The organism is Curtobacterium sp. ZW137 (genome assembly GCF_003762905.1).
Taxonomy (GTDB): Bacteria; Actinomycetota; Actinomycetes; order Actinomycetales; family Microbacteriaceae; genus Curtobacterium.
Genome location: NZ_RJKS01000001.1, coordinates 1,044,077 through 1,067,903 on the forward strand (window position 1 = coordinate 1,044,077; position 23,827 = coordinate 1,067,903).

Annotated in this window: 20 protein-coding genes; 5 read left to right on the plus strand and 15 right to left on the minus strand. The window is 70.6% G+C overall.

Annotated features, from left to right (window positions below; translation table 11 throughout):
- Nucleotides 1-58: 58 nt before the first annotated feature.
- From EDF55_RS04880 to rplS, 3 genes are all read right to left on the minus strand, one after another.
- Nucleotides 59-757, minus strand: coding sequence for a ribonuclease HII (locus EDF55_RS04880; RefSeq protein ID WP_123653742.1), 699 nt, complete (start codon nucleotides 755-757; stop codon nucleotides 59-61).
- The gene (gene lepB / locus EDF55_RS04885; RefSeq protein WP_123653743.1) at nucleotides 754-1,500 is read right to left on the minus strand and encodes a signal peptidase I; all 747 of its coding nucleotides are present in this window, start codon (nucleotides 1,498-1,500) and stop codon (nucleotides 754-756) included. Before lepB ends, EDF55_RS04880 begins: the two co-directional genes overlap by 4 nt.
- 182 nt (nucleotides 1,501-1,682) lie before the next feature.
- Nucleotides 1,683-2,039 carry a 50S ribosomal protein L19 gene (rplS, locus tag EDF55_RS04890; RefSeq protein WP_056126034.1) on the minus strand — a complete coding sequence of 119 codons (357 nt, stop codon included), beginning with the start codon at nucleotides 2,037-2,039 and terminating at the stop codon, nucleotides 1,683-1,685.
- Between the two features lie 181 nt (nucleotides 2,040-2,220).
- Between rplS and map the strand changes: the two genes are divergently transcribed.
- A complete protein-coding gene (gene map / locus EDF55_RS04895; protein ID WP_123653744.1) occupies nucleotides 2,221-3,012 on the plus strand; it encodes a type I methionyl aminopeptidase in 792 nt (263 codons plus the stop codon).
- A 187-nt stretch (nucleotides 3,013-3,199) separates the two neighbouring features.
- Here map and trmD read toward each other — a convergent pair whose 3' ends face one another.
- The 8 genes from trmD to aroA all read right to left on the minus strand — a co-directional run bounded on the left by trmD (nucleotide 3,200) and on the right by aroA (nucleotide 12,671).
- Nucleotides 3,200-3,898 carry a tRNA (guanosine(37)-N1)-methyltransferase TrmD gene (gene trmD, locus EDF55_RS04900; RefSeq protein ID WP_123653745.1) on the minus strand — a complete coding sequence of 233 codons (699 nt, stop codon included), beginning with the start codon at nucleotides 3,896-3,898 and terminating at the stop codon, nucleotides 3,200-3,202.
- A 2-nt stretch (nucleotides 3,899-3,900) separates the two neighbouring features.
- On the minus strand, nucleotides 3,901-4,503 hold the full coding sequence (gene rimM / locus EDF55_RS04905; protein ID WP_123653746.1) for a ribosome maturation factor RimM: 603 nt from the start codon (nucleotides 4,501-4,503) through the stop codon (nucleotides 3,901-3,903).
- A complete protein-coding gene (locus tag EDF55_RS04910) occupies nucleotides 4,460-4,696 on the minus strand; it encodes an RNA-binding protein (protein WP_022905822.1) in 237 nt (78 codons plus the stop codon). Before EDF55_RS04910 ends, rimM begins: the two co-directional genes overlap by 44 nt.
- A 4-nt stretch (nucleotides 4,697-4,700) precedes the next feature.
- Nucleotides 4,701-5,111 carry a 30S ribosomal protein S16 gene (gene rpsP / locus EDF55_RS04915; RefSeq protein ID WP_123653747.1) on the minus strand — a complete coding sequence of 137 codons (411 nt, stop codon included), beginning with the start codon at nucleotides 5,109-5,111 and terminating at the stop codon, nucleotides 4,701-4,703.
- Between the two features lie 168 nt (nucleotides 5,112-5,279).
- Nucleotides 5,280-7,403: an FAD-dependent oxidoreductase gene (locus tag EDF55_RS04920; protein WP_123653748.1), complete on the minus strand. Its 2,124-nt coding sequence runs from the start codon at nucleotides 7,401-7,403 to the stop codon at nucleotides 5,280-5,282.
- Between the two features lie 2 nt (nucleotides 7,404-7,405).
- Nucleotides 7,406-8,254 (minus strand): SDR family oxidoreductase, encoded by an 849-nt coding sequence (locus EDF55_RS04925; protein ID WP_123653749.1) that lies wholly within the window; start codon nucleotides 8,252-8,254, stop codon nucleotides 7,406-7,408.
- Between the two features lie 86 nt (nucleotides 8,255-8,340).
- On the minus strand, nucleotides 8,341-9,504 hold the full coding sequence (locus EDF55_RS04930; protein ID WP_221180721.1) for an acyl-CoA dehydrogenase family protein: 1,164 nt from the start codon (nucleotides 9,502-9,504) through the stop codon (nucleotides 8,341-8,343).
- Between the two features lie 5 nt (nucleotides 9,505-9,509).
- A complete protein-coding gene (aroA, locus tag EDF55_RS04935) occupies nucleotides 9,510-12,671 on the minus strand; it encodes a 3-phosphoshikimate 1-carboxyvinyltransferase (protein WP_123653751.1) in 3,162 nt (1,053 codons plus the stop codon).
- A 125-nt stretch (nucleotides 12,672-12,796) separates the two neighbouring features.
- On the opposite strand from aroA, the gene EDF55_RS04940 reads away from it, so the two are divergent.
- The gene (locus tag EDF55_RS04940) at nucleotides 12,797-13,927 is read left to right on the plus strand and encodes a glutamate--cysteine ligase (RefSeq protein ID WP_123653752.1); all 1,131 of its coding nucleotides are present in this window, start codon (nucleotides 12,797-12,799) and stop codon (nucleotides 13,925-13,927) included.
- A 183-nt stretch (nucleotides 13,928-14,110) separates the two neighbouring features.
- On the opposite strand, the gene ffh is transcribed toward EDF55_RS04940, so the two are convergent.
- On the minus strand, nucleotides 14,111-15,667 hold the full coding sequence (gene ffh, locus EDF55_RS04945) for a signal recognition particle protein (protein WP_123653753.1): 1,557 nt from the start codon (nucleotides 15,665-15,667) through the stop codon (nucleotides 14,111-14,113).
- A gap of 93 nt (nucleotides 15,668-15,760) precedes the next feature.
- Here ffh and lipB point away from each other — a divergent pair, with 93 nt between their 5' ends.
- Both lipB and lipA read left to right on the plus strand, forming a co-directional pair.
- On the plus strand, nucleotides 15,761-16,489 hold the full coding sequence (gene lipB, locus EDF55_RS04950; protein ID WP_123653754.1) for a lipoyl(octanoyl) transferase LipB: 729 nt from the start codon (nucleotides 15,761-15,763) through the stop codon (nucleotides 16,487-16,489).
- On the plus strand, nucleotides 16,486-17,469 hold the full coding sequence (lipA, locus tag EDF55_RS04955; RefSeq protein ID WP_123653755.1) for a lipoyl synthase: 984 nt from the start codon (nucleotides 16,486-16,488) through the stop codon (nucleotides 17,467-17,469). Before lipB ends, lipA begins: the two co-directional genes overlap by 4 nt.
- A gap of 141 nt (nucleotides 17,470-17,610) precedes the next feature.
- On the opposite strand, the gene EDF55_RS18590 is transcribed toward lipA, so the two are convergent.
- Complete coding sequence (locus EDF55_RS18590) at nucleotides 17,611-17,769, minus strand: DUF4175 domain-containing protein (RefSeq protein ID WP_139199230.1); 159 nt, start codon at nucleotides 17,767-17,769, stop codon at nucleotides 17,611-17,613.
- Nucleotides 17,770-17,828: 59 nt separating this feature from the next.
- A complete protein-coding gene (ftsY, locus tag EDF55_RS04960) occupies nucleotides 17,829-18,698 on the minus strand; it encodes a signal recognition particle-docking protein FtsY (protein WP_123653756.1) in 870 nt (289 codons plus the stop codon).
- A 223-nt stretch (nucleotides 18,699-18,921) separates the two neighbouring features.
- Here ftsY and EDF55_RS04965 point away from each other — a divergent pair, with 223 nt between their 5' ends.
- A complete protein-coding gene (locus EDF55_RS04965; protein ID WP_123653757.1) occupies nucleotides 18,922-19,947 on the plus strand; it encodes a TerC family protein in 1,026 nt (341 codons plus the stop codon).
- Nucleotides 19,948-20,001: 54 nt separating this feature from the next.
- Here the strand turns inward: EDF55_RS04965 and EDF55_RS04970 are convergent, their stop codons facing one another.
- A complete protein-coding gene (locus EDF55_RS04970; protein ID WP_123653758.1) occupies nucleotides 20,002-23,790 on the minus strand; it encodes an AAA family ATPase in 3,789 nt (1,262 codons plus the stop codon).
- Nucleotides 23,791-23,827: the final 37 nt, after the last annotated feature.

Sequence of the window (23,827 nt, forward strand, 5' to 3'; positions counted from 1 at the left end):
CACACGCGCACCGCGGACGACCTCACCCCACGAGCTCATCCGCGCACCGCGGACGACCTCACCCCACGAGCTCGTCGAACCCGTCCAGCGCGACGCTCGACGCGGCGTGCAGCCAGCTCTTCCGGTGCAGCGCGTGCGGCCCGACCGCCCGGATCGCGTCGTAGTGCGCCGTCGACCCGTACCCCTTGTTCGACGCCCACGCGTAGTGCGGGGCGTCGTCGTGCGCGGCCACCATCAGGGCGTCACGCTCGACCTTGGCGACGACCGACGCGGCCGCCACCGAGGCGCAGTCGCGATCCGCCTTCACACGGACCACGACGTCGAGCGGCGACGAGACCGGCGCCAACGACGGCGGCAGGGCGCTCGACAACCAGTCGAACGAACCGTCGAGCACCACGATCGCGCCGTCGAACGACACCCCGGACGACGCGAGCGACGCCAGCGCACGCGCTCCCGCGAGTCCGAGCGCCGGCATGATCCCCCGCTCGTCGACGAACTCGGCCGACGCCATGCCCACCGCCGTGCGGGCCCACCGCGTGACGACGGGGACGAGCTCGGTACGACGTGCCGCGGAGAGGAGCTTCGAGTCCGCGAGCCCCTGTGGCACCCGGCGCACGTCGACGGTGACCGCCGCGACCCCCACGGCGACCGGTCCGGCGATCGCGCCGCGTCCGACCTCGTCCACCCCGATGACCGTCACGCGGCCCTCGGCGAAGTAGGACTTCTCGAGGCGGAGCGACGGGCGGACGGGGGTCACTTGTCCTTCTCCTCCACGCCGGCGAAGACGTCCGGGTAGTCGTCGAGCCAGGTCCACCTGCTGGTCGGCCAGGAGATCACGAACGCACGCCCGGTGACGTCGGACAGCGGAACGAAGCCCTTGGACGGGGTGTCGCCGTTGTACCGGGAGTCCTTGGAGTCGTAGCGGTTGTCGCCCATCACCCAGATCGTGCCCTTCGGCACGGTGACGGAGAAGTCGGTCCCGGATGCGCGGGTCTCCCCCGCAGGCAGCTTCAGGTACGGCTCCTTGATGGGGACGCCGTTGACCGTCATCTGGCCGAGGTCGTTGCAGCACGCCACCTTGTCCCCGGGCAGACCGATCACGCGCTTGATGAGGTGGTCGTCACTGTCACCGGTCCCGAGCCCCACCTGGGTCAGGAGCCAGTCGATCGCCTTCGCGGGCTGCGAGGTCGGCGTGACGCTCGGCACCTCGGACCCGGTGAGCCATCCGCCCGGGTCCTTGAAGACGACGACGTCGCCACGCTTGAGCGACACCGTGTCGGGGACGAGCTCGTTCACGATCACGCGGTCGTTGATCTGCAGCGTGTTCTCCATCGACGCGGACGGGATGTAGAACGAGCGGATCAGGAACGTCTTGACGAGGAACGAGACCAGGAGTGCCGCGAGGAAGATGATGAGCAGGTCGCGGAGGAAGGTCAGGACACCGTTCCGCTGCTTGTGCGGACGGGGCCTGCGCCCCGGTTCCTCGGTGGTGTCGGTCATTTCCGCTCTCGTTCAGAACACAACCCGCGCAACGGGCAGAACAGGGCCCACGCGGGCGGGCAGAACAGGGGCCCACGCGGGCCGGACCCGCGCAACGGGAAAGCCCCCCGTCGATGCACAACCGTACATGGACGAGGGGCTGCCAGCAGAGTCCGGCTCGCGGACGCTCGCTGTGAAGGCGATCAGTTGTCGCGCTTCTCCTTGATCTTGCGACGGGCCGCCTTGCCGCGCAGTTCGCGCAGGTAGTACAGCTTCGCGCGACGGACGTCACCGCGGGTGACGACCTCGATGTGGTCGATGATCGGGGAGTGCACCGGGAACCAGCGCTCGACACCGACCTGGAAGCTGACCTTGCGGACCTTGAAGGTCTCGCCGAGGCCGTGGCCCTGACGGCCGATGACGACACCCTGGAAGACCTGGATACGCGAACGCGTGCCTTCGATGATGTTGACGTGGACCTTGACGGTGTCACCGGCGCGGAAGTCCGGGACGTCGGTACGCAGCGATGCTGCGTCGACGTTGTCGAGGAGTTGGCTCATGATTGGGTCACTCTCTGCGGACGCACACGGGTCGCCGCGGATCGAATTGGATGAAGTGGTGATGTGCCCGGTGTCGGCGACTCCCCCGTGGCAGAGTCCAGCCAGGGCACAGCTGTCCATACTGCCACAGAGGTCGCACCGCACAAAACAGCGGAGGCAGAAAACACGGGAGGATGGACGCATGATCGAACTCCGCACCCCCGCTGAACTCGACGGACTCCGCGTCGCCGGCCGGTTCGTCGCCGACGTGCTCGACGAGCTCCTCACGACGGTGGACGTCGGCGTGAACCTCCTCGACCTCGACCGGGTGGCCGCGCGGATGATCGCGGAGCGCGGCGCGGTGAGCTGCTACGTCGACTACCACCCGTCCTTCGGCAAGTCACCGTTCGGCAAGAACCTCTGCACCTCCGTCAACGACGCCGCACTCCACGGACTGCCGTTCGACTACTCCCTGCAGGACGGCGACCTCGTGAGCCTCGACTTCGCCGCGAGCGTCGACGGCTGGGTCGCCGACTCGGCCGTCACGGTGCAGGTCGGCGCGCACCAGGCCGAGGACCAGCGCCTCATCGACACGGTGGAACGCGCGCTCGCGGCGGGCATCGCACAGGCGGCGCCCGGCAACAAGCTGGGCGACGTCTCCCACGCCATCGGCGAGGTCGCGCACCAGGGCGGCTACGACGTCAACCTGCAGTTCGGCGGTCACGGCGTGGGCCGCACGATGCACGGCGACCCGCACGTCCCGAACGACGGTCGCCCCGGGCGCGGGCTGAAGCTCCGCCCCGGGCTCGTCGTCGCGATCGAGCCCTGGCTCATGCAGGGCACCGCCGAGCTGTACCAGGACGACGACGGCTGGACCCTCAAGAGCGTCGACGGGTCCCGTGCTGCGCACGTCGAGCACACCGTGGCGGTCACCGAGACCGGTCCCGAGATCTTGACGCTGCGTCGCGCCCAGCGCGCAGACGCAACCGTGTGACGGCCGGGAGGCTCGTGGCGGCCCCGCCACGAGCCTCCCGGCCGTGGACCGTTTCGTCCCATGCCGCGCGCGCGAGAAAGCGGAAACGCGCGTCGGTGGTCGAAAGAAACGACCACCGACGCGCGAAACGACTGCCCACGCGCGAAACGACTGCCTACGCGCGGAACCCCCGCGAGACCGCTGGAACCTACGCGCCGTCCTCCGGCAGCAGGTCCGGCCGGACGCGCCGCGTCCGCTCCAGCTGCTGCTCGTGCCGCCACGCGGCGACGTTCCCGTGGTGGCCGCTCAGCAGCACCGGGGGAACGGACAGGTCACGCCAGACGGCGGGCTTCGTGTAGGACGGGTACTCGAGCAGGCCGTCCTCGTGCGATTCCTCGACCAGGGACTCGGGGTTGCCGACGACCCCCGGGACGAGTCGCCCGACGGCCTCGATCATGGCCATCGCCGCGACCTCGCCCCCGTTCAGCACGTAGTCGCCGAGCGAGAGCTCGACGACGGAGCAGCGCGACGCCGCCCACTCGAACACACGGGCGTCGATCCCCTCGTAGCGTCCGCAGGCGAACACGAGGTGGTCGGACTCCGCGGCGAGCGACCGGGCGATCGACTGCGTGAAGGGGGTGCCGGCCGGGGTCGGGACGACGAGCGTCGACGAGCCGTCGGACCGCAGGATCGAGGACAGCGCCTGTGCCCACGGTTCCGGCTTCATCACCATGCCGGCACCGCCGCCGTACGGGGTGTCGTCGACGGTGCGGTGCCGGTCGGTGGTCCAGGAGCGGAGGTCGTGCACGTGCAGGTCGAGGAGCCCGCCCTGCCGTGCCTTGCCGAGCAGCGAGACGTCGAGCACCCCGAAGAACTCCGGGAAGATCGTGACGATGTCGATGCGCACGGCTAGAACGTCTCGGGTCGGGACGTGTCCTCGGGGTCCTCGAACAGACCCTGCGGGGGCGTGACCGTGACGATGCCGGCCGCGATGTCCACGGACGGCACGATCGCGGAGACGAACGGCACGAGGACCTCGCCCCGGTCGGGCGTCGACACGGCGAGCAGGTCCTGCGCCGGCAGGTGGTCGACACGGGCGACCGTGCCGACGGTGACGCCGTCACGGACGACGCTCAGGCCGACCAGCTGGTGGTCGTACCAGGCGTCTTCTTCGCCGGTCTCTTCGTTCGGGTCCTGGTCGACCCAGAGGATCGCCCGCGCGAGCGTCTCGGCGCCGGAACGGTCCGCGATGCCCTCGAAGAAGGCGACCGGGTGACCGTTGTACCAGCGGAGCTCGTCGATGGCGATGGTCTTCCCCGACCACGGTGAGTCGTCGGGGACCTGGAGCGTGAAGACCGCTCCGTGCGTGAACCGACGATCCGGGTCGTCGGTGTAGAGCTCGAGCTTCAGACCGCCCTTGAGCCCGTGCGCCTTGGTGATGCGACCCACCCGGAGTTGGGTCGCCTCGTCAGGAATCGGTGTCGACCACGTCGACCCGCACCCGCTTGCCATCGGCGAGAGCCGTGACGAGGGTGCGGAGCGCCTTGGCGGTCCGACCGGCGCGTCCGATCACGCGGCCGAGGTCCTCGGGGTGCACGCGCACCTCGAGGACCTCGCCCCGCGCGGAGGTGGAACTGGCGACGCGCACGTCGTCAGGGTGATCGACGATCCCCTTGACGAGGTGCGTCAGCGCGGATTCGAGCAAGGAATTACGCCTCGGTCGTCTCTGCGTCAGCGTCGGCCTCGGCCGGAGCGGCCGGGGCCTTCTTCTCCGACTTGGGCTTCAGGACGGCCTTCTTCGACGAGTCGACGACGAAGGCTTCCTTCGGCTGCTTGACCTGGACCTTGGACTCGGTGTCCTTCTCGCCCTTGAACTTGGCCCAGTCGCCAGTCAGCTTGAGGAGGGCCGCGACCTGCTCGGTCGGCTGCGCGCCGACGCCGAGCCAGTACTGCGCACGGTCCGACTTGACCTCGATGAACGAGGGCTCCTCGGTCGGGTGGTACTTGCCGATCTCCTCGATGACGCGACCGTCGCGCTTGGTGCGCGAGTCGGCGACGACGATGCGGTAGTACGGCGCCCGGATCTTACCGAGACGCTTGAGACGGATCTTGACAGCCACAAATGCTCCTGTTGCGTGTTGTTGTGGTTGAACCGGAACCGCGGGCGTGGGGGCACGCGCGGTGGAAGCTCGAGAGATACGTGATCCGCTGGATAGAGGGTCGAGCGGACACGTTTCGACCGTTCATTCTTACAGATGTCGGCCCGAGAAGCGAGCCGGGACGCGCCGCTACGGTGCGAGTGCGCGCACGGCTTCGAGCGCTTCGGACGTCGCGCGGACCGCGTCGACGCTCCGGGCGTCGCGTGCGCCGCCGACGACGGCGTACGGCACCCCCGCGGCCTGGAGGCCCGACACCAGTCCGGTGGGGTCGTCACCGTCGGTGTCGATCGCCTGCTCCTGCCCCGCGCAGATCACGACGTTGTCCGCCGGGACCATGCGCTCCGCGCCGTCCTCGTCGCGGATCCAGAGCGCACCGGGTTCGATGCGCAGGTACTCCTGGACACCGCCGACCATGCGCACCCCGGCGTCGCGCAGCCGGCCGAGGGCGACCCAGCGCGAGGTGAGCCCGACGCCCTGCCCGAACTTGCCCGAGCGGCGGAGCACGGTGACCTGGTCGCCGGGACGCAGGGTCCGGAGCGCCGTGGGCTGGCGCTGCGGCAGGTCGCCGACGACCTCGGTCGCCACGGCGAGGTCCCAGCGTGCAGCGAACTCCGCTGCGCGCACGACCTCGTCCGGGGACTCGGTGAGGAACGCGGCCGTGTCGACCCCGATCCCACCGCCGCCGATGATCGCGACGGTGCCGTCAGGGACACCTTCGCGGAGGGCCTGCTCGTACGAGCGGACGTGCGGCAGGTCGGCGCCCGCGATGTCGACGAGGCGCGGGACCACCCCGGCGGCGAGGACCACGGCCTCGCTGTCGGCGAGGTCGGCAGCGGTCGCCGCACGGCCGAGGTGCACGGTGGCACCCCGGTCGTGGAGCTCGGTGCGCGCGGCCCGGATGGTCGCGGCGTAGTCCTCTTTCCCGGGGACGAGCGCGGCGAGGCCGAACTGACCGCCGAGCGTGTCCGTTGCTTCCCACAGGGTGACCCGGTGCCCGCGCCGTGCGGCGTCCACCGCGGCGGCGAGACCGGCCGGTCCCCCGCCGACGACGTCGACGCGCTTCGGCTCGGCGGTGGGCCGCGCCGGGAACGCGACTTCGCGTGCGGCGCGCGGGTTCACCAGGCAGGACACCGGCTGGCCGATGATCGAGCGGTCGAGGCAGGCCTGGTTGCAGCCGATGCAGGTGTTGACGAGGTCGAATCGTCCGCCGAGGGAACGCGACACGATCTCGGGGTCGGCGAGGAACGGGCGCGCGAGGGCGACGGCGTCGATCAGCCCGTCCGCGAGCACGGCCTCACCGTCGCGGAGGTCCGTCATCCGGTTCGACGCGATCACCCGGACGTCGGGGTGATCCGAGGCGCGCACCACCCGGGCGATGCGCTCCGCGTAGGACAGCCACGCCCCGTGCGGCACCGCGGCCTGCACGGTCGGGGTGCGGGACTCGTGCCAGCCGATGCCGACCGAGATGCCGTCGAGCCCGAGCGGCAGGAGTTCGTGCACCAGGGCGTCGACGTCGTCGTCCGTGGAGGAACCGGGCATCAGGTCGGCACCGGAGAGCCGGATCGTGACTGCGAGGTCGGGCACTGCGGCACGCACGGCGCGGACGACCTCGACCGGGAACCGCCGCCGCGCAGCAGCCGATCCGCCCCACTCGTCGTCGCGGAGGTTCGTCAGCGGCGACGCGAACTGGTTGATGAGGTAGCCCTCGGACGCCATGATCTCGACGCCGTCGAAGCCGATGTCCCGGGCACTCCGCGCCGCGGCGGCGAAGTCCGCGATGGTCTGCTCGACCTCCGCGCCGGTCAGCTCCGTCGGCACCACGCCACGGGCGGCCGCCCACGGCAGCGCGGACGGCGCGACCGCACGCTGCGGAGCGCCGTGCCGGTCCGTCATGCCCGCGACGAGCGCGTACCGGCCGGCGTGGAACAGCTGCGCGAGGATGGTGCCGCCGGACTCGTGCACGGCCTCGACCGCGAGGCGGAACCGCTCGTCCGCGCCGTCGACGCCGAACACCGCGAAGTCCGGGCCACCACGCGCTCCGTCGGAGATCGCGATCCCGCCGGTGATGATGCACGCGGCACCGCCGGCCGCACGCTCACGGTAGAACGCCGCCATCCCGACCCCGCCGTCGTCGTGCACCTCGAGCCCGGTGTGCATCGACCCCATCACGACCCGGTTGGGCAGGTGCAGCGGGCCGAGCGTCCACGGGGACGCGACGGTCGCGACGGCGGTGTCGGGAGCGGCGACGGTCATGGCTACGAGGCGTCCGCGGCGTTCGTGACCGAGCCGTCCGACGGCAGCACCGCGTCGCGGAGCGGCGACGTCGTGTCCGCCCAGTACGGCGGCGCGATGACGGTGAGCCCGCCGTCGACGGAGAGGACCTGACCCGTGATGTACGACGCCTTGTCGGAGAGCAGGAAGTCCACGGCGTCCGCCATGTCGTCCGCGGTGCCCGGGCGCTGCAGCGGCAGCTTCTCGTAGACGGTCTCGATCGGCGCCTGGCCGGGGACCTTCGTGTAGAAGTACTCGAGCGAGTCGGTGTCGATGAGCCCGCCGTTGACCGCGTTCACGGTGATCTGGCGCGGACCGAACTCGACCGCCATGTACTTCATGTAGGACTCGCTCATCGCCTTCGCGGCACCGAGCGCGGCGTACGTCGGGAACGCACGGAGCGAGCCGTACGAGGTGACGACGACGATGCGGCCGCCCTTGTCCATGAGCTGTGCGGCGCGCTGGGCACCGAGCACGAACGAGCGGGCGTTCGTGGCGTAGCTGCGGTCGAGGTGGTGCAGCTTCAGGTCGGCGACCGGCTTGAAGGCGCTCGCGGCGGCGTTCGCGACGAAGTAGTCGAGGCGACCGTACGTGTCGCGCACCACGTCGAACAGGGCGTCGATCGACTCCGGCTGCTCGATGTCGACCTGGGCGGTGATCCCGTCGCCACCGGCGGCCTTGACGTCGGCGAGCGACTCCTCGGCCAGGTCGGCGTTGCCCTTGTACGTCACGACGACGGTCACGCCGCGCTGGCCGAGCTTCTGCGCGAGCAGACGGCCGATGCCGCGGGAGGCGCCGGTGATGAGCGCGATGGGTGCGGTGCTGTCGGTCACTTGTGTCCTTTGCTGACGTGGTGCGAGACGGACTGGAGGCTCGGGGCGGGCCCGCACCGGGCCTCCCGTCCGGTGGTTGGTTGCGGCTAGAACCCGGCCTGGCCGGTCACGACGGCGCGGCCGACGACCAGCTTCTGGATCTCGTTGGTGCCCTCTTCGAAGCGCTGCGCGCGGGCGTCGCGGTACACGCGCTCGATCGCGTTGCGCTTCCAGTAGCCCTGGCCGCCGTGCACCTGCAGTGCCTTGTCCGTGACGCGGGCGAGCATGTCGACCGCGACCATCTTGGAGGCGCTGGAGAGCGTGCCGGCATCGGGGCGGCTCTCTTCGTAGGCGCGGGCGGCTTCGAGGACGAGCGCACGCGCAGCGGCGATGTCCGCGTAGTTCTCCGCGATGTAGAACTGGATGGCCTGGCGGCTGGAGAGCTTCTTGCCGAACGTCTCGCGCTCGTTGGCGTACTCGACGGCGAGCTCGTTCGCCCGCTCGGCCAGCCCGACGGCGCTCATCGCGACCGAGACGCGGCTCGGCAGGAGGAAGCCGCCGAGCGCGACCTCGAGGCCCTGGCCCACTTCCCCGAGCAGCGCGCTGGCCGGGACCGGGGTGTCCGTGAAGCGGAGGATCGCGTGGTCGGTGCCGCGGATGCCCATGGTGTCCGAGTCGTCGATCACCTCAGCACCCGGCAGCCCGGTGTTCGGCATCAGGAACGCGACGGTGCCGTCCTGGCCCGTCGTGCCCTCGAGCCGGGCCGCGATCAGCCAGTAGTCGCACTTGACGCCGAACGTGATGAGGTGCTTCTCGCCGTTCATCACGTAGGTGTCGCCATCATGGCGGACCGTGGTGCGGATGTCCGCGCCGGTGCCGGCCGTGGCCTCGGTCAGCGTGAACGCGACGAGCTTGTCACCGGCGACGGAGGGCTTGACCACTTCCTCGATCTGCTCGGGGGTGGCGTACGGGGCCATCGCGCGCCAGGTGCCGTTGATCACGTGCACGAGCATCCGGATCGACGCGTGCGAGCGCGACACGATCTCCATGATCTCGAGGTAGCGCGAGAACGGGATGTCGCGCCCACCGAGCTCGGTCGGCGCCGCGAGGCTCAGCCAGCCCTTGTCCTTGAGCTCCTGGAAGAGCTCCGGCGCGACCTGGCCGGTGCGCTCGATCTCGTTCGCCCACTCTTCGCCACGGCCGCGCACCCACTCGGTGACCTCGGCCTTGAGCTGCTGGAAGTCCTGCTCGGCGGCGGTTTCCATCACCATCGTCATCATTCGTTCTCCTTGGTCGCGACGAGCGCTGCAGCCTGCTCGCGCAGGACGTTCTTCTGGACCTTGCCGACCGCGTTGCGCGGCAGCTCGGCGATGTACTCGAGCCGTTCCGGCCAGTAGTACTTGGACACGCCGGCAGCCTCGAGGTACTGCTGCATGGCGTCGAAGTCGAGCGACTCGTCCGCGCGGGCCGACACCACGAACGCGCAGGCACGCTCCCCGAGACGCTCGTCGGGCATCGCCACGATGGCGACGTCGGTGACGAGCGGGTGCTGGTAGAGCAGGTTCTCGATCTCGACGACCGGGATCTTCTCGCCACCACGGTTGATGACGTCCTTGATGCGTCCGGTGATGGACAGGAAGCCCTGCTCGGACAGCTTCGCGAGGTCGCCGGTCTTGTACCAGCCGTCCTCGGTGAAGACGTCGTCGGTGAGGTCGGGGCGGTCGAGGTAGCCGTCGAACATCGTCGGCGAGTACAGCTCGAAGTTGCCCTCGGTGTCCGCCGGGAGTTCGTTGCCCTCGTCGTCGACGATGCGGATCGTGATCCCGGGCAGGGCACGGCCGTCGTGGCCGTACGCGTCCGACGGGTCGTCGGTCGGGCTGGAGAGCGCACCGAGGCACGTCTCGCTCGTGCCGAAGGCACCGAGGATCGCGGTGCCGAGCACCGTCGCCGCCCGCTGGGCCAGCGCACGGGGAACCGCGGCACCGGTCGGGACGAAGATCCGGAGCGCCTCGGGCTGCGGGGCCCCGGCCTCGACCAGGTCGACGAGGTCGGTCAGGAACGGCGTCGCGCACTGCACGAACGTCGCGCCGGCCGCACCGAAGGCCTGCTCGAGGGCGACACGGCCGTCCCACACCGGCTGGATGACCTGCGGTGCGCCGAGGCGGAACGCCAGCAGCATGCCGTAGAGGAACCCGGTCTGGTGTGCGAGCGGCGACGGGATGTAGATCCGGTCCGCGCTCGTCAACCCGGACTGCGCGACGTGCATCGCCGTGGCGAGGCCGAGCGTGCGGTGCGGGTGCTGCACGCCCTTGGGCTCGCCGGTGGTGCCGGAGGTGAAGAGCAGCTGGCAGATGTCGTCCGGGGTCGGGGCGTGCGAGGCGATCTGCTCGACGTCCACCTGGACGCTCTCGAGCGCCGTGTCGAAGTACCGCCAGTTCCACTCGCTCGCGGCGACGCGCTCGGCGGCATCAGCGGGCAGGGGTGCCTGGTTGGTCGGGGTGTCCCCCTGGCCGCGGGCTTCCGAGCGGATGACGACGACGTGCTCGACCGCGAGGCGGCGGTTCTGCGCCTTCGCTTCGTCGACGACGTCGAGGAGCTCGAGTGCGGGACGGCGCTTCCGGAACACGTTCGGCAGGAACACCACGCGGGCACGGGAGCGCGCCAGCGTCATCGTGGTCTCGCGCGGGCCGAAGACGGGCATGATCGGCGTCGCGACGGCGCCGATCTGGATCGCGCCGAGCGTGATGGAGACGAACTCGCGCCAGTTCGGGAGCTGCATCGCGACGGACTCGCCGGTGCGGACCCCGAGCTCGAGGAGCAGCGCGGAGACCTTGTCGGCTTCGTCCTGCAGTTCCTTCCACGTCGTGTTGACCGGCTCCGGGCCGCCGACCTCGATCACGGCGAGGCCGTCCGGGTCCTCCTGCGAGAGGGTGCGGACCTTCTCGCTGAGGACCAGCGGGTCGGCGTCCACACCGGTCAGCTCGGGGAGGTCCTCGGCGCGGGTCACCGCGTCGGTGTCCTCACCGAGGTCGGTGTGCTGGTTCGCCACGTCCGCGCGGTCGGCACGGGCGTCGGCCGCGGCCATCGCTGCTTCGGCGTCACCGACCTCCATCTCGAGGCCGACGGAGTTCATCGCCTCGAGGAAGGTCGGGTACGAGATCCGGTACGCACGGGGGTACGTCATCGCCGAGACACCCTCGGCCTTGGACGCGGCGACCGCGAGCGACATCAGGACGCGGTGGTCGTTGAACGAGGACATCGAGGCCCCGTGCAGCTCCCCCGCGCCGACGCCCGTCACCCGGAGTTCGTCGGCACCCTGCTCGGCGCGGCCGCCCATCCGGTTCAGCTGGAGCATCGCCGCGACGCGGTCGGACTCCTTGAGGCGGATGTGCGCCACGTTCCAGAGCCGGGTCGTGCCCTCGGCGAAGGTCGCCATGGTGGACAGGATCGGCAGGAGGTCCGGGATCGGCTGGCAGTCGATGTCGAGGGGCTTCAGCGGGGAACCGTCGTGCTCGATGCGCACGAAGCCCGTTTCCTCGTCGATGCGCATCGGCACGCCCATCGCCGTCGCGAGGTCGAGGAACTCGCTCTCCGGGTGGTCCGTGTCGGCGGTCGTGAACGAGGTCATGCCGCGGAGCAGCACGTTGGACTCGCGGATGCCGGCGGCGGCGATGCCGAACGCGGCCGACCCGATGTCCGGCGGGATCACGTAGTCGTGCGGGGTCGCCTGCTGGTTCGCCGGGATCCGGTACTCGAGCCAGTCGTCGGAGACCTCCACCGTCAGGCCGAACTGGCGCATCATGCGCACCGTCAGCTCGACGTAGGGCTGCTCGTTGAGACGGCCGCCGGTGATGTGGATCCGGGTCTCCTGGTCGGCGAACGGCGCGACGAGGAGCAGGCCGGAGATCCACTGCGAGAGCGTGCCGGCGATCTGCACGTCGCCGCCGCGCGGGCGCTTCGGCTGGACGGTGACCGGCGGGCAGTCGTTCGTCGCTTCGAGTTCGACGCCCATCTGCGTCAGCGAGGTGAGCAGCGCCTTGATCGGGCGGCGCTGGAAGTACTTCATGCCCGACAGGGTCATCGGCTTGTCCGCGAGGGACGCCAGGCCCGTCATGAAGTAGAGCGTCGTGCCGGAGGAGCCCATGTTGAGGATGCCGTCGGCGCCGCGTGACCCGTGGTCGACGACGTCCGTCGCTTCGTACCGCCCGCCGAGACCGGTGACGTGGTACTCGTTCCCGCGGCGCTTGATGTCGATCCCGAGCGCACGGAGGGTGCCGACGGTCCACTCGACCTGCCGCGTCGTGCTGATCCCGGAGACGATGCTCGTCCCCTTCGCCAGGGACGCGAGCACCAGCGCGCGGTGCGCGTGGTACTTCGAGACCGGGATGTCGAGCTCTCCGACGAGCGGTGCGGACGTACCGCGTACGACCAGCTGCATGCGTTCCTCTTCCCTGTTGAGCGCTTCTACGGTAGTCCCGGTGGGAAGGTCCTGAGAAACCGATCCGCACGATGGGGACAACTCTTCCTTGTGCGTGTCCGACAACGCCCCGGCAGGATGGCTCCATGGACATCCGCTTCACCGAGTCCCGCCCGTCGACCATCGGCGTCGAGTGGGAGCTCCCGCTGGTCGATCGCGAGACCGGCGACCTGACCCCTCGCGCCCCCGCCGTCATCGCCGCCGTGCACGAGCGGCTCGGCGACCACGACAAGGTCACCGAGGAGCTCCTGACCAACACGGTGGAGGTCGTGACCGGTGTGCACTCCCGGGTGCGCGACGCGACGAGCGAGCTGTCCGGCACCATCGGCGAGGTCATCGACGCGGCCGCACCCCTCGACGCCCAGGTCATGTGCTCCGGCACGCATCCGTTCGCGGTCTGGGACCAGCAGGAGATCACCCCGGACAGCGAGCACTACACGACGCTGATCGACCGGACCCGCTGGTGGGGGCGCCAGATGCTGATCTGGGGCGTACACGTGCACGTCGGGATCGACGACCGCGACAAGGCCCTGCCGATCCTCGGCGCGATGCTCGCGTACGTGCCGCACGTGCAGGCGTTCACCGCCTCCAGCCCGTTCTGGGCGGGCACCGACACCGGGTACGCGTCGAACCGTGCCCTGATGTTCCAGCAGCTCCCCACGGGTGGCCTGCCGCCGCAGCTCGGCGCGTGGGCGAACTTCGAGGAGGTCGTCGGTGACCTCACCCACACCGGCGTCATCGAGGGCGTCGGCGACCTGCGCTGGGACATCCGGCCGTCGCCGAAGTGGGGCACGCTCGAGAACCGCGTGTCCGACGGCATCTCCACCCTGCAGGAAGTCGGCGCCGTCACCGCACTCGTGCAGTGCCTCGTCACCGCGTGCTCCGACCGGCTCGACGCCGGCGAGACCCTGCCGACCATGCAGCCGTGGTTCATCCGCGAGAACAAGTGGCGTGCCGCCCGCTACGGGATGGAGGCGGAGATCATCACGAACACCGCCGGCGACGAGCGGCTCGTCACCGACGAGGTGCACGACCTCGTCACCCGGCTCGACCCCGTGGCCGAACGGCTCGGCTGCCTCGAGGAACTGCACCACCTCGACACGATGATCGAGCGCGGTGCGTCCTACCAGCGGCAGCTCAAGGTCGCGCAGGAGAACGGCGGCGACCTGCGCGCCGTCGTCCGCCACCTGGTCCAGGAGTTCACCGACTCCCTCTGACCTGCCCGGGTCGTTTCGCGCGTGGTCAGTCGAATCGCGCGTGGGCGGTCGGAAGTTTCGACCGCCTACGCGCGATTCGACTTTCCAGCGCACCCGTGATGGGAAAGAACGCGCGTCACCAGACGACGGACGGGAGGCCCGGTGCCAGCTGGCACCGGGCCTCCCGTCGCTCAGGTGGTCGCGTCAGCGACCGAGGAACTTCTGCAGACTCGCCAGCTCTTCCTCGGTCGGCGCCTTGCCGCCCTTGGCGCCGCCACCGAGACCCAGACCGGACCCCTGCGGTGCCTGCTGCGGCGCAGCCGCCGTGCCGGCCGCGATCGCCGCACGCTTCGCCGGGTTCCCGACCTTCGACTTCTTCTTGCCGCCGCCCTGCTGCTGCTTCTTGCCACCGTGCATGCCCGGGATCGGACCCATGCCCGGCATCTGCGGCACACCACCCCGAGCGACGGTCTTCATCATCTTCGCCGCCTGCTCGAAGCGGTTCACGAGCTGGTTGACCTCGGTGACGGTCGACCCGGCACCCTTCGCGATGCGGAGACGACGCGAGCCGTTGAGGAGCTTCGGGAGCTCGCGCTCCTTCGGGGTCATCGACTGGATGATCGCCTCGGTGCGGACGATCTCGCGCTCGTCGAAGTTGTCGAGCGCCTCGCGCATGCCCTTGGCACCGGGGAGCATGCCGAGCATGCCCTTGATCGAGCCGGCCTTGCGCAGCTGCTGCATCTGCTGCAGGAAGTCGTTCAGCGTGAAGTTGTCGGTCGCGATCTTGTCCGCGACCTTGCGCGCCTCTTCCTCGTCGAAGGCGCCCTGCGCCTGCTCGATGAGGGACAGGATGTCGCCGAGGTCGAGGATGCGGCTCGCCATGCGGTCCGGGTGGAACGGCTCGAAGTCGTCGAGGCCCTCACCGGTGGAGGCGAACATGATCGGGCGGCCCGTGACACTGGCGACCGACAGGGCTGCACCACCGCGGGCGTCACCGTCGAGCTTCGACAGGACGACACCGGTGAAGTCGACGCCTTCCTGGAACGCGCGGGCGGTGGTGACGGCGTCCTGACCGATCATCGCGTCGATGACGAAGAGGACCTCGTCCGGGTCGACGGCCTTGCGGATGTTCGCCGCCTGCTTCATGAGCTCGGCGTCGACGCCGAGACGACCGGCGGTGTCCACGATGACGGTGTCGTACTGCTGGTCGACCGCGGCCTTGATGGCGTTCTTCGCGACCTTGACCGGGTCGCCGACGCCGTTGCCGGGCTCCGGGGCGAAGACGTGCACGCCGGCCTGCTCGCCGACGACCTGGAGCTGCTGCACGGCGTTCGGACGCTGGAGGTCCGCCGCGACGAGCATCGGGGTGTGGCCGTCCTTCTTGAGCCACTTGCCGAGCTTGCCCGCGAGGGTCGTCTTGCCGGCGCCCTGGAGGCCCGCGAGCATGATGACCGTCGGCGGCTTCTTCGCGAACTCGAGACGACGCTGCTGGCCGCCGAGGATGCCGACGAGTTCCTCGTTGACGATCTGGACGACCTGCTGCGCCGGGTTCAGCGCGCGGTTGACCTCGTCGGAGAGGGCACGCTCACGCACCGCGGCGGTGAAGGCCTTGACGACCTCGAGCGCGACGTCGGCGTCGAGCAGGGCCCGACGGATCTCGCGGACGGTGCCGTCCACGTCCGCCGGGGAGAGTCGTCCCTTCGTCCGCAGGTTGCGGAAGGTCTCGGTCAGCCGATCAGAGAGGGATCCGAATTGCGCCATGATCCGACGATTCTACAGGCCCCGGCTCCGGACGAGATCGACAGGCGACCTGAGTTGTTGGACGGAGTCCAAGAACTGCCGTACGCTCGCCGCATGCCGGAACTCGAGGTCGTCCGCCCACCGGGCCTGCTCCCCTACGCCGACGGCCTCGCCCTGCAGCGAGCCCTCCACGCCGACGTCGTCGCCGACCGCTCCCCCGGCGCACTCGTCCTCTGCGAGCACCCGCCCGTGTACACCGCCGGTCGACGCACGGAGCCCTCCGACCTCCCGACGAACGGCGCACCGGTCGTCGAGGTCGACCGCGGCGGCCGCATCACCTGGCACGGCCCCGGCCAGCTCGTCGCCTACCCGATCGTCCGTCTCGCGGAACCGCTCGACGTCGTCGCGTGGGTCCGTGACCTGGAGCAGGTGATCCTCGACGCGGCAGCCGCGGTCGGCGTGCGTGCCGAGCGCGTCGACGGCCGGAGCGGCGCGTGGGTCCGGTCGGACGGCGGCGGCACCGCCAAGGTCGGTGCGATCGGCCTGCACGTCGCCGAGGGCGTGACGAGCCACGGCATCGCGATCAACTGCGACAACGCGCTCGACGCCTACGGGGCGATCGTCCCGTGCGGCATCGCCGACGCCGGCGTCACCACCCTGACCAGGGCCGCCGGGAGGCCCGTGACCGTCGACGAGATCGCCGCGGTGGTCGCGTCCCGCGTCCAGGGCGCGGTGCACGGCATGCAGACCGGCACCCGGATCGCGCACCCGCAGAGCTCGCCCGCGAGCACGCCGGCGAGGACGCCCACGAGCACGAGTACGAAGGAACGGATCCCCGCATGACCCTCGCCCCCGAAGGCCGCCGCATGCTCCGTGTCGAGGCCCGGAACGCCGAGACCCCGATCGAGACCAAGCCCGCGTGGATCAAGACCCGCGCGACCCAGGGCCCCGAGTTCCGCGACGTCTCGGCCCTGGTGAAGGACAAGCAGCTGCACACGGTGTGCCAGGAGGCCGGCTGCCCGAACATCTTCGAGTGCTGGGAGGACCGCGAGGCCACCTTCCTCATCGGCGGCTCGCAGTGCACGCGCCGCTGCGACTTCTGCCAGATCGACACCGGGAAGCCCGACCCCCTCGACCGCGACGAACCCCGCCGGGTCGCGGACTCCGTGGCCGACATGGGGCTCCGCTACGCCACGGTCACCGGTGTGGCCCGCGACGACCTGGACGACGGCGGCGCCTGGCTCTACGCCGAGACCATCCGGGCGATCCACGAGCACTCCCCCGGCACCGGCGTGGAGATCCTGGTGCCGGACTTCAACGGCCGGCCAGACCAGCTCGGGCAGGTCTTCGCCGCCCGGCCCGAGGTCTTCGCCCACAACGTCGAGACGGTCCCGCGCATCTTCAAGCGCATCCGTCCGGCCTTCCGGTTCGAGCGCTCGCTCGACGTCATCACGCAGGGGCGCGACGCGGGCCTCGTGACGAAGTCGAACCTCATCCTCGGGATGGGCGAGGAGCGCGCCGAGATCGAGGACGCCCTGCAGCAGCTCCACGACGCGGGCACCGACATCATCACGCTGACGCAGTACCTCCGCCCCTCGCCGCGGCACCTGCCGGTCGCGCGCTGGGTCAGGCCGGAGGAGTTCGTCGAGCTCCGCGAACTCGCCGAGGGCATGGGCTTCGCCGGGGTCCTCGCCGGGCCCCTGGTCCGGTCCTCGTACCGTGCCGGCCGGCTGTGGGCGCGGGCGACGGTCGCGCGCGGCGGCACGGTCCCGGCTCACCTCGCGCACCTGGTGGACGCCCCGGCGGGACGTCAGGCGGTCTGACCGCGACGGAAGCGACAACGCGCGGCCGTCTGCGCGGCGCGAACCGGCGTGCGGTGTCGCTTTCGGCGGGTGCGCGCGACCCACGACGAACGGGAGGCACGGTGCCAGCTGGCACCGTGCCTCCCGTCGGTCGTTCCGCGCCTATGCGCGGCCGCGGATGCTCCGCAGCAACCAGCCGATGACGGCCAGGATGATGAGGACGATCCCGACCCACAGCAGGAACTTCAGTGCACCGACGAAGATGCCGCTGAAGAGCAGGACGAGGCCGACGATGATCGCGATGATCAGCAGTGCTGGCATGTGGGGACTCCTTCCGACGTACCTGGACGATCCCTGTACTGCGAAGACGGTACCCGAGATCAGCCCACGAGGTTCTGCACGAAGACGTGCGGGGTGAAGCCGGTGAGGTCGTTGATGCCCTCGCCCTGGCCGATCAGCTTGATCGGGATGCCGGTCTTCTCCTGGACGCTGAGCACGAACCCGGCCTTCGCGGAGCCGTCGAGCTTGGTGATGACGAGACCCGTGACGCCGGCCCCCTCGATGAACGCCTGTGCCTGCGCGAGGCCGTTCTGCCCGGTCGTCGCGTCGAGCACGAGCAGCACCTCAGCGATCTCGGTCTGCTTCTCGACGACGCGCTTGATCTTGCCGAGCTCGTCCATCAGGCCGGCCTTGGTGTGCAGGCGCCCGGCGGTGTCGATGACGACGATCTCGGTGCCGTCCGCGATGGCCTTCTCGACCGTCTGGTACGCCACCGACGCCGGGTCCTGCCCGGGCTGCGAGGGACGGACCACGTCGACGCCCGCCCGCTCGGCCCAGGTGGCGACCTGCTCGACGGCGGCGGCGCGGAAGGTGTCCGCCGCGCCGACCAGCACGGTGCGGTCGTACGTCTTGAGGAACTTGGCGAACTTGCCGATGGTGGTGGTCTTGCCGACGCCGTTCACCCCGACGACGAGCACGACGGCGGGCCGGGCGCTGAGCTTCAGGGTGGTGTCGAGCTTCGAGAGCCGTTCCTCGAGCACCTCGCGCAGCATCCGCTGCAGGTCGGCGGGGTCGGTCGTGCCGTACCGGTCGACGCGTGCGTGGAGGTCCTCGATGATCTCCTCGGAGATGTCCGGGCCGAAGTCCGCACCGATCAGCGCAGTCTCGAGGTCGTCCCAGGTGGTCTCGTCGATGGTCTTCCGCTGGAAGAGACCGCGCAGCCGGGAGGACAGTGACCAGGAACTCGCCATGCTCCCAGCTTAGGGCGCGGCGCCCCCGGCCGGTCCCCGGTATGCTCGGTGACACGAAGGGGAGTATTCCCTCTCGGTGACCCCGTCAGTACGGCCCGGAACGACCCGGGCCCGGGGCGCCGGTCGTGAGCGGCCCGGATCTCGGACCGATCGCGACGGAAGAGACCTTCAGGCCTCGGCGTACCCATCACCTGGGTGTGCCTCCCGACCTGAAGGAACTCCGTTGGACGTCCCCACCTCAGTCTGGCTCATCACCATCGCCGGCATCCTCGCGTTGCTGGTGTTCGACTTCTTCTCGCACGTGCGCACCCCGCACGTGCCGCACATCCGCGAATCGGCGATCTGGTCCGCGGTCTACATCGCCCTCGCGATCGTCTTCGGCATCGGCGTCTGGGTGTTCGGCGGACACCAGGCCGGCGGTGAGTACTTCGCCGGGTGGTTGACCGAGAAGGCACTGTCCGTCGACAACCTGTTCGTCTTCCTCATCATCATGAGCTCCTTCGCGGTGCCGAAGGAGTTCCAGCAGAAGGTGCTGCTCGTCGGCGTCGCGATCGCCCTCGCCGCCCGCGGTGTGTTCATCGCCCTCGGCGTGACGATCATCGACAACTTCTCGTGGGTGTTCTACCTGTTCGGCGCGCTGCTGTTCTGGCTCGCGTGGTCCCAGGCCCGGAGCGGCAACGACCACAGCGCCGACGAGGGCGACTCGCGGCTCATCCGGATCCTCAAGCGCGTCATCCCGACCTCGGACCACTACGACGGCGACCGACTCACCACGCGCGTCGACGGCAAGCGGCTCTTCACCCCGATGCTGCTCGTGATGGTCGCGATCGGCCTGACGGACGTGCTCTTCGCGCTCGACTCGATCCCGGCGATCTTCGGCCTGACGCAGGACGCCTTCATCGTGTTCACCGCGAACGCGTTCTCGCTCCTCGGCCTCCGGCAGCTCTACTTCCTGATCGCCGGGCTGCTCGAGCGACTCATCTACCTGGGCCAGGGCCTCGCGGTCATCCTCGGCTTCATCGGCGTGAAGCTCGTGTTCCACGCCATGCACGTCAACGAGCTGCCCTTCATCAACGGCGGCGAGCACATCGAGTGGGCGCCGGAGATCCCGATCTGGTTCTCGCTCGGGTTCATCATGCTGACGATCGCCGTCGCGACGGTCGCCTCGCTCGTGGTGTCGAGCAAGCGGCAGGCGCGGGGGCTGACCCCGACGGGCTCGCAGCCCACGGTGTCCTCCGACGCCTCGTAGCGCCCCCGGGCCGGCGGGCGGCGCGCGCCGGACCGGCAGGCGGTGTGCCCCGGGTCAGGCGACGGCGGGCTCCGGCTCCGCCGTCGCCGGCACGCGGCGCTGCACGCGCTGCCCGACCACCGCGGAGACGCCGTCCTGCCGCATGGACACCCCGTACAGCGCGTCGGCGATCTCCATCGTCCGCTTCTGGTGCGTGATGACGATGAGCTGCGACGCTTCGCGGAGCCGCTCGAACACGGTCAGCAGCCGGCCGAGGTTCGCGTCGTCGAGCGCCGCCTCCACCTCGTCCATGATGTAGAACGGCGACGGCCGCGCGGTGAAGATCGCCACGAGCAGCGCCACCGCCGCCAGGGACCGCTCCCCGCCGGACAGCAGGGTCAGGCGGTCGATCTTCTTGCCGGCGGGCTTCACCTGCACGTCGATGCCCGTCGCGAGCAGGTCCGTCGGGTTCGTCAGCGTGATCGACCCGGAGCCACCCGGGAACAGGATCGGGAAGATGACGTCGAACGCGTCCTTCGTGTCGTTGAACGCCGACTCGAAGATGGTCTGCATCTTCTGGTCGAGCTCCTCGATGATCGTCATCAGGTCCGTGCGGGTCTTCTGCAGGTCATCGAGCTGCTCGGTGAGGAACCCGTGCCGCTGCTCGAGCGCCTGGAACTCCTCGAGCGCGAGCGGGTTCACCTTGCCGAGCTGACCCAGGTCACGCTCGGCGGCCTTGAGGCGTCGTTCCTGCTCGGCGCGGACGTAGGGCACGGTCTCGACGTCGGCGAGGTCGACGTCGGCGGTCGCGTCGAACTCCGGCAGCGCGTCCGGCAGGTCATCGGGGAGCGCGGGGCCGCCCGGCAGCGTCGACTCGGCGTCGACGAGGTCCACCGCGTCACCGTCGTCGAGGTCCGCCAGGTCAGCGGCGTCGCCGTCGTCGTCCGCCGGGTCGGCGAGGCCGCCGTCCGCCGCCGCAGCAGCAGCAGCCGCCCGCTCCGCCTCCCGGTGCTTCCGGGCCAGGACCCGCGGGTCCACGAGCACGTCGACGGGCACCGGCACGTCCGGGCCGTACTCGGACACGAGCACGGCCTCGACGAGCCCGAGTTCGCTCTGCGCCCGGTCGAGCACCCCCGACACGTGCAGCTTCTTCTCGTAGATCTCCATCTCGAGCGAATGCACCCCGTCGGTGATGGACTGCAGCCGGTCCCGCAGCTCGCGCTCCTCGTTCCGGATGGTCTGCAGCTCGGTGTTCCGCTTCGCGCGCTCGGCCTCTTCGGTCGCGAGCTGCACCCGCGCCTCGGCGAGCGAGCGGTCCACCGCGGCGAGCACCTCGGGCAGGTCTGCGAGGACGCTCTCCGCCGTCGCGATCTGCCCACGTCGGATCACCGCGAGCCGTGCCGCCTCTTCCGCCGCGGCACGCTCGGCCTCGAGCTGCCGGGCGAGCTGGGCGGCGCGCCCCCGCTCGGACCGCACGCGTTCCCGGACGGTCTCGATCTGGATGCGCTGTTCGATCTCGGCGGCCCGAGCGGCCTCGAGTGCGTCCAGCAGCGCCGGTCGCTCGGAGGCATCCACGGTCGGTCGGGGCTCGCCGGCGTGTGCGTCCCGTGTCCGCTCCGCCTCGGCCAGCACGGCCTCTGCGGCCTCCACGGCACCGTCGGTCTCGCCGAGCGCGGCGCGCAGCCGCTCCACCTCGGCGCTCGCGTTCTCCGCCTTCGCCCGCACCGAGGCGCTGGTCCGGTCGTACTCCGCAACCGCTGCGGCATGCGCACGGCTCGCCCGGTCGGCGTCGTCCGCGGCGCGTCTCGCCTCGTCCACGGCGCTCCGCGCGGCCTGGAGGCCCGTAGCCGCGTCCTCGGCGTCGGTCGCGATCGCGTCGCGTCGCTCCACGGCGGCGTCCCGCTCCGCCACGAGTTCGATGCGTGACGTGGTCCGCTCACCGCCACCGGTCACCCGGACCGCGCGGACGAGGTCACCGGAGCGTGTCACGACCGTGGCGTGCGGGGCGGCGGCGAGCACGGCCTCCAGGTCGACGTCGTCGGACACCGCGACCAACGTGTCGGCGAGGATCGCGGCGAGTGCCGGCGGGCCGGTGACCAGGTCGAGTGCGCGGCGGACGCCGGCGGGGACCGGGACGGCCGCGGTGTCTGCCGTTCCGGGCGCTCCGCCGTCGGCGACGACGACGTCGATGCGGCCGATGTCCTCGTGGCGGGCGTGCGCGACGGCGTCGAGCGCGACGGTGCGGTCCTCGGCGAGGACCGCGTCGGCGAGCCCGTCGAGGGCCGCCGCGATCGCCCCCTCGAACCCGGGCGTGACGGTGAGGCGGTCGGCCAGCCGGCCGACGATGCCGGCGCGGCCGGCGTCGATGAGTGCCTGCGAGCCGTCGCGGACGTCGATCGACATGCCGAGCGCGGCGACGCGGGCGTCGAGGGCGTCCCGCTCGCGTTCGAGGGCGTGCAGCCGGTCACGGAGGTCGTCGCGGGCGGTCTGCGCGCGTTCGAGCCGCTCGCGGGCGGTCTCGAGCGCGGCCTGCAGCGCCTCCGGGTCGGTGTCGGCGGACGGGTCGGTGCCGACCTCGGCGAGGGCCGCCTCTGCGGTGCGGGCGCGCTCGGTGGCCTCGGCCAGCGCACGCTCGCGGCGTTCACGGTCGGCGACGGCCGAGCCCCGCTTCGACCGCGCGACGTCCACGGTGCTGGCGAGGCGCTGGGCGTCGAGGTCGTGCTGGGAGACGAGCGCAGCCTGCGCGGCGATCCGCTCGTCGAGGGCGTCGAGCGTGGCGCGGGCGTTCCGGACCGCCTCGGCCGCCGCGACCTGTCCGCTCGCCATCTCGGTCGCCCGCGCGCCGAGCCGGTCGGCCTCGGCACGGACACCGGCCACCCGCTCCGGCGTGATCGTGGGGCCCTGTTGTGGGGCGTCGGCCTGCTGGGCGAGGAACATCAAGCGCTGGTTCGCGAGGCTCGACAGCCCCCGGAGCCGCTCCTGGACGCTCTCCAGCCGGTGCACCACGGTGCGGGCGCGGTCGACGTCGTCGCCGACCATGCTCTGCTCGACGTGCTGCTGGCGTGCGCGGGTCTGGTCGAGGCGCTCGGTGAGCACGATCCGCTCGGACTTCCGGCCCGCCTCGACCTCCTGGTGCTCGTGGAGCTCGCGGCGCAGGCGGACGACGTCGTCCGCGAGGATCCGGGCCTTGGCGTCACGGGCGACCGCGGCGACGGACTGCGCCTTGCGGGCGACCTCGGCCTGGCGACCCAGCGGCTTCAGCTGGCGGCGGATCTCCCCCGCCAGGTCGGACAACCGCGTCAGGTTCGTCTGCATCGCGTCGAGCTTGCGGAGGGTCTTCTCCTTGCGACGACGGTGCTTCAGGATGCCGGCGGCCTCTTCGATGAAGCCGCGGCGGTCCTCGGGGGTGGCGTGCAGGACCTTGTCGAGCTGGCCCTGGCCCACGATGACGTGCATCTCACGGCCGAGGCCCGTGTCGCTCAGCAGCTCCTGCACGTCCAGCAGGCGGCAGTTCTCGCCGTTGATCGCGTACTCGCTGCCCCCGTTCCGGAACAGCGTGCGGGAGATCGTCACCTCGCTGTAGTCGATCGGCAGCAGCCCGTCGGCGTTGTCGATCGTCAGGAGCACCTGCGCGCGACCGAGCGGCCCGCGGGTCGAGGTGCCCGCGAAGATGACGTCCTCCATCTTGCCGCCGCGGAGGGTCTTCGCCCCCTGCTCCCCCATCACCCAGGCGAGGGCGTCGACGACGTTGGACTTGCCCGACCCGTTCGGACCGACGATGCACGTGACGCCCGGCTCGAACGCGAACGTCGTCGGCTGCGCGAAGGACTTGAACCCCTTGATGGTCAGGCTCTTCAAGTACATGCGGTCTCCGGGTGGGTCGTTGGCTCGCTCCCGGGCA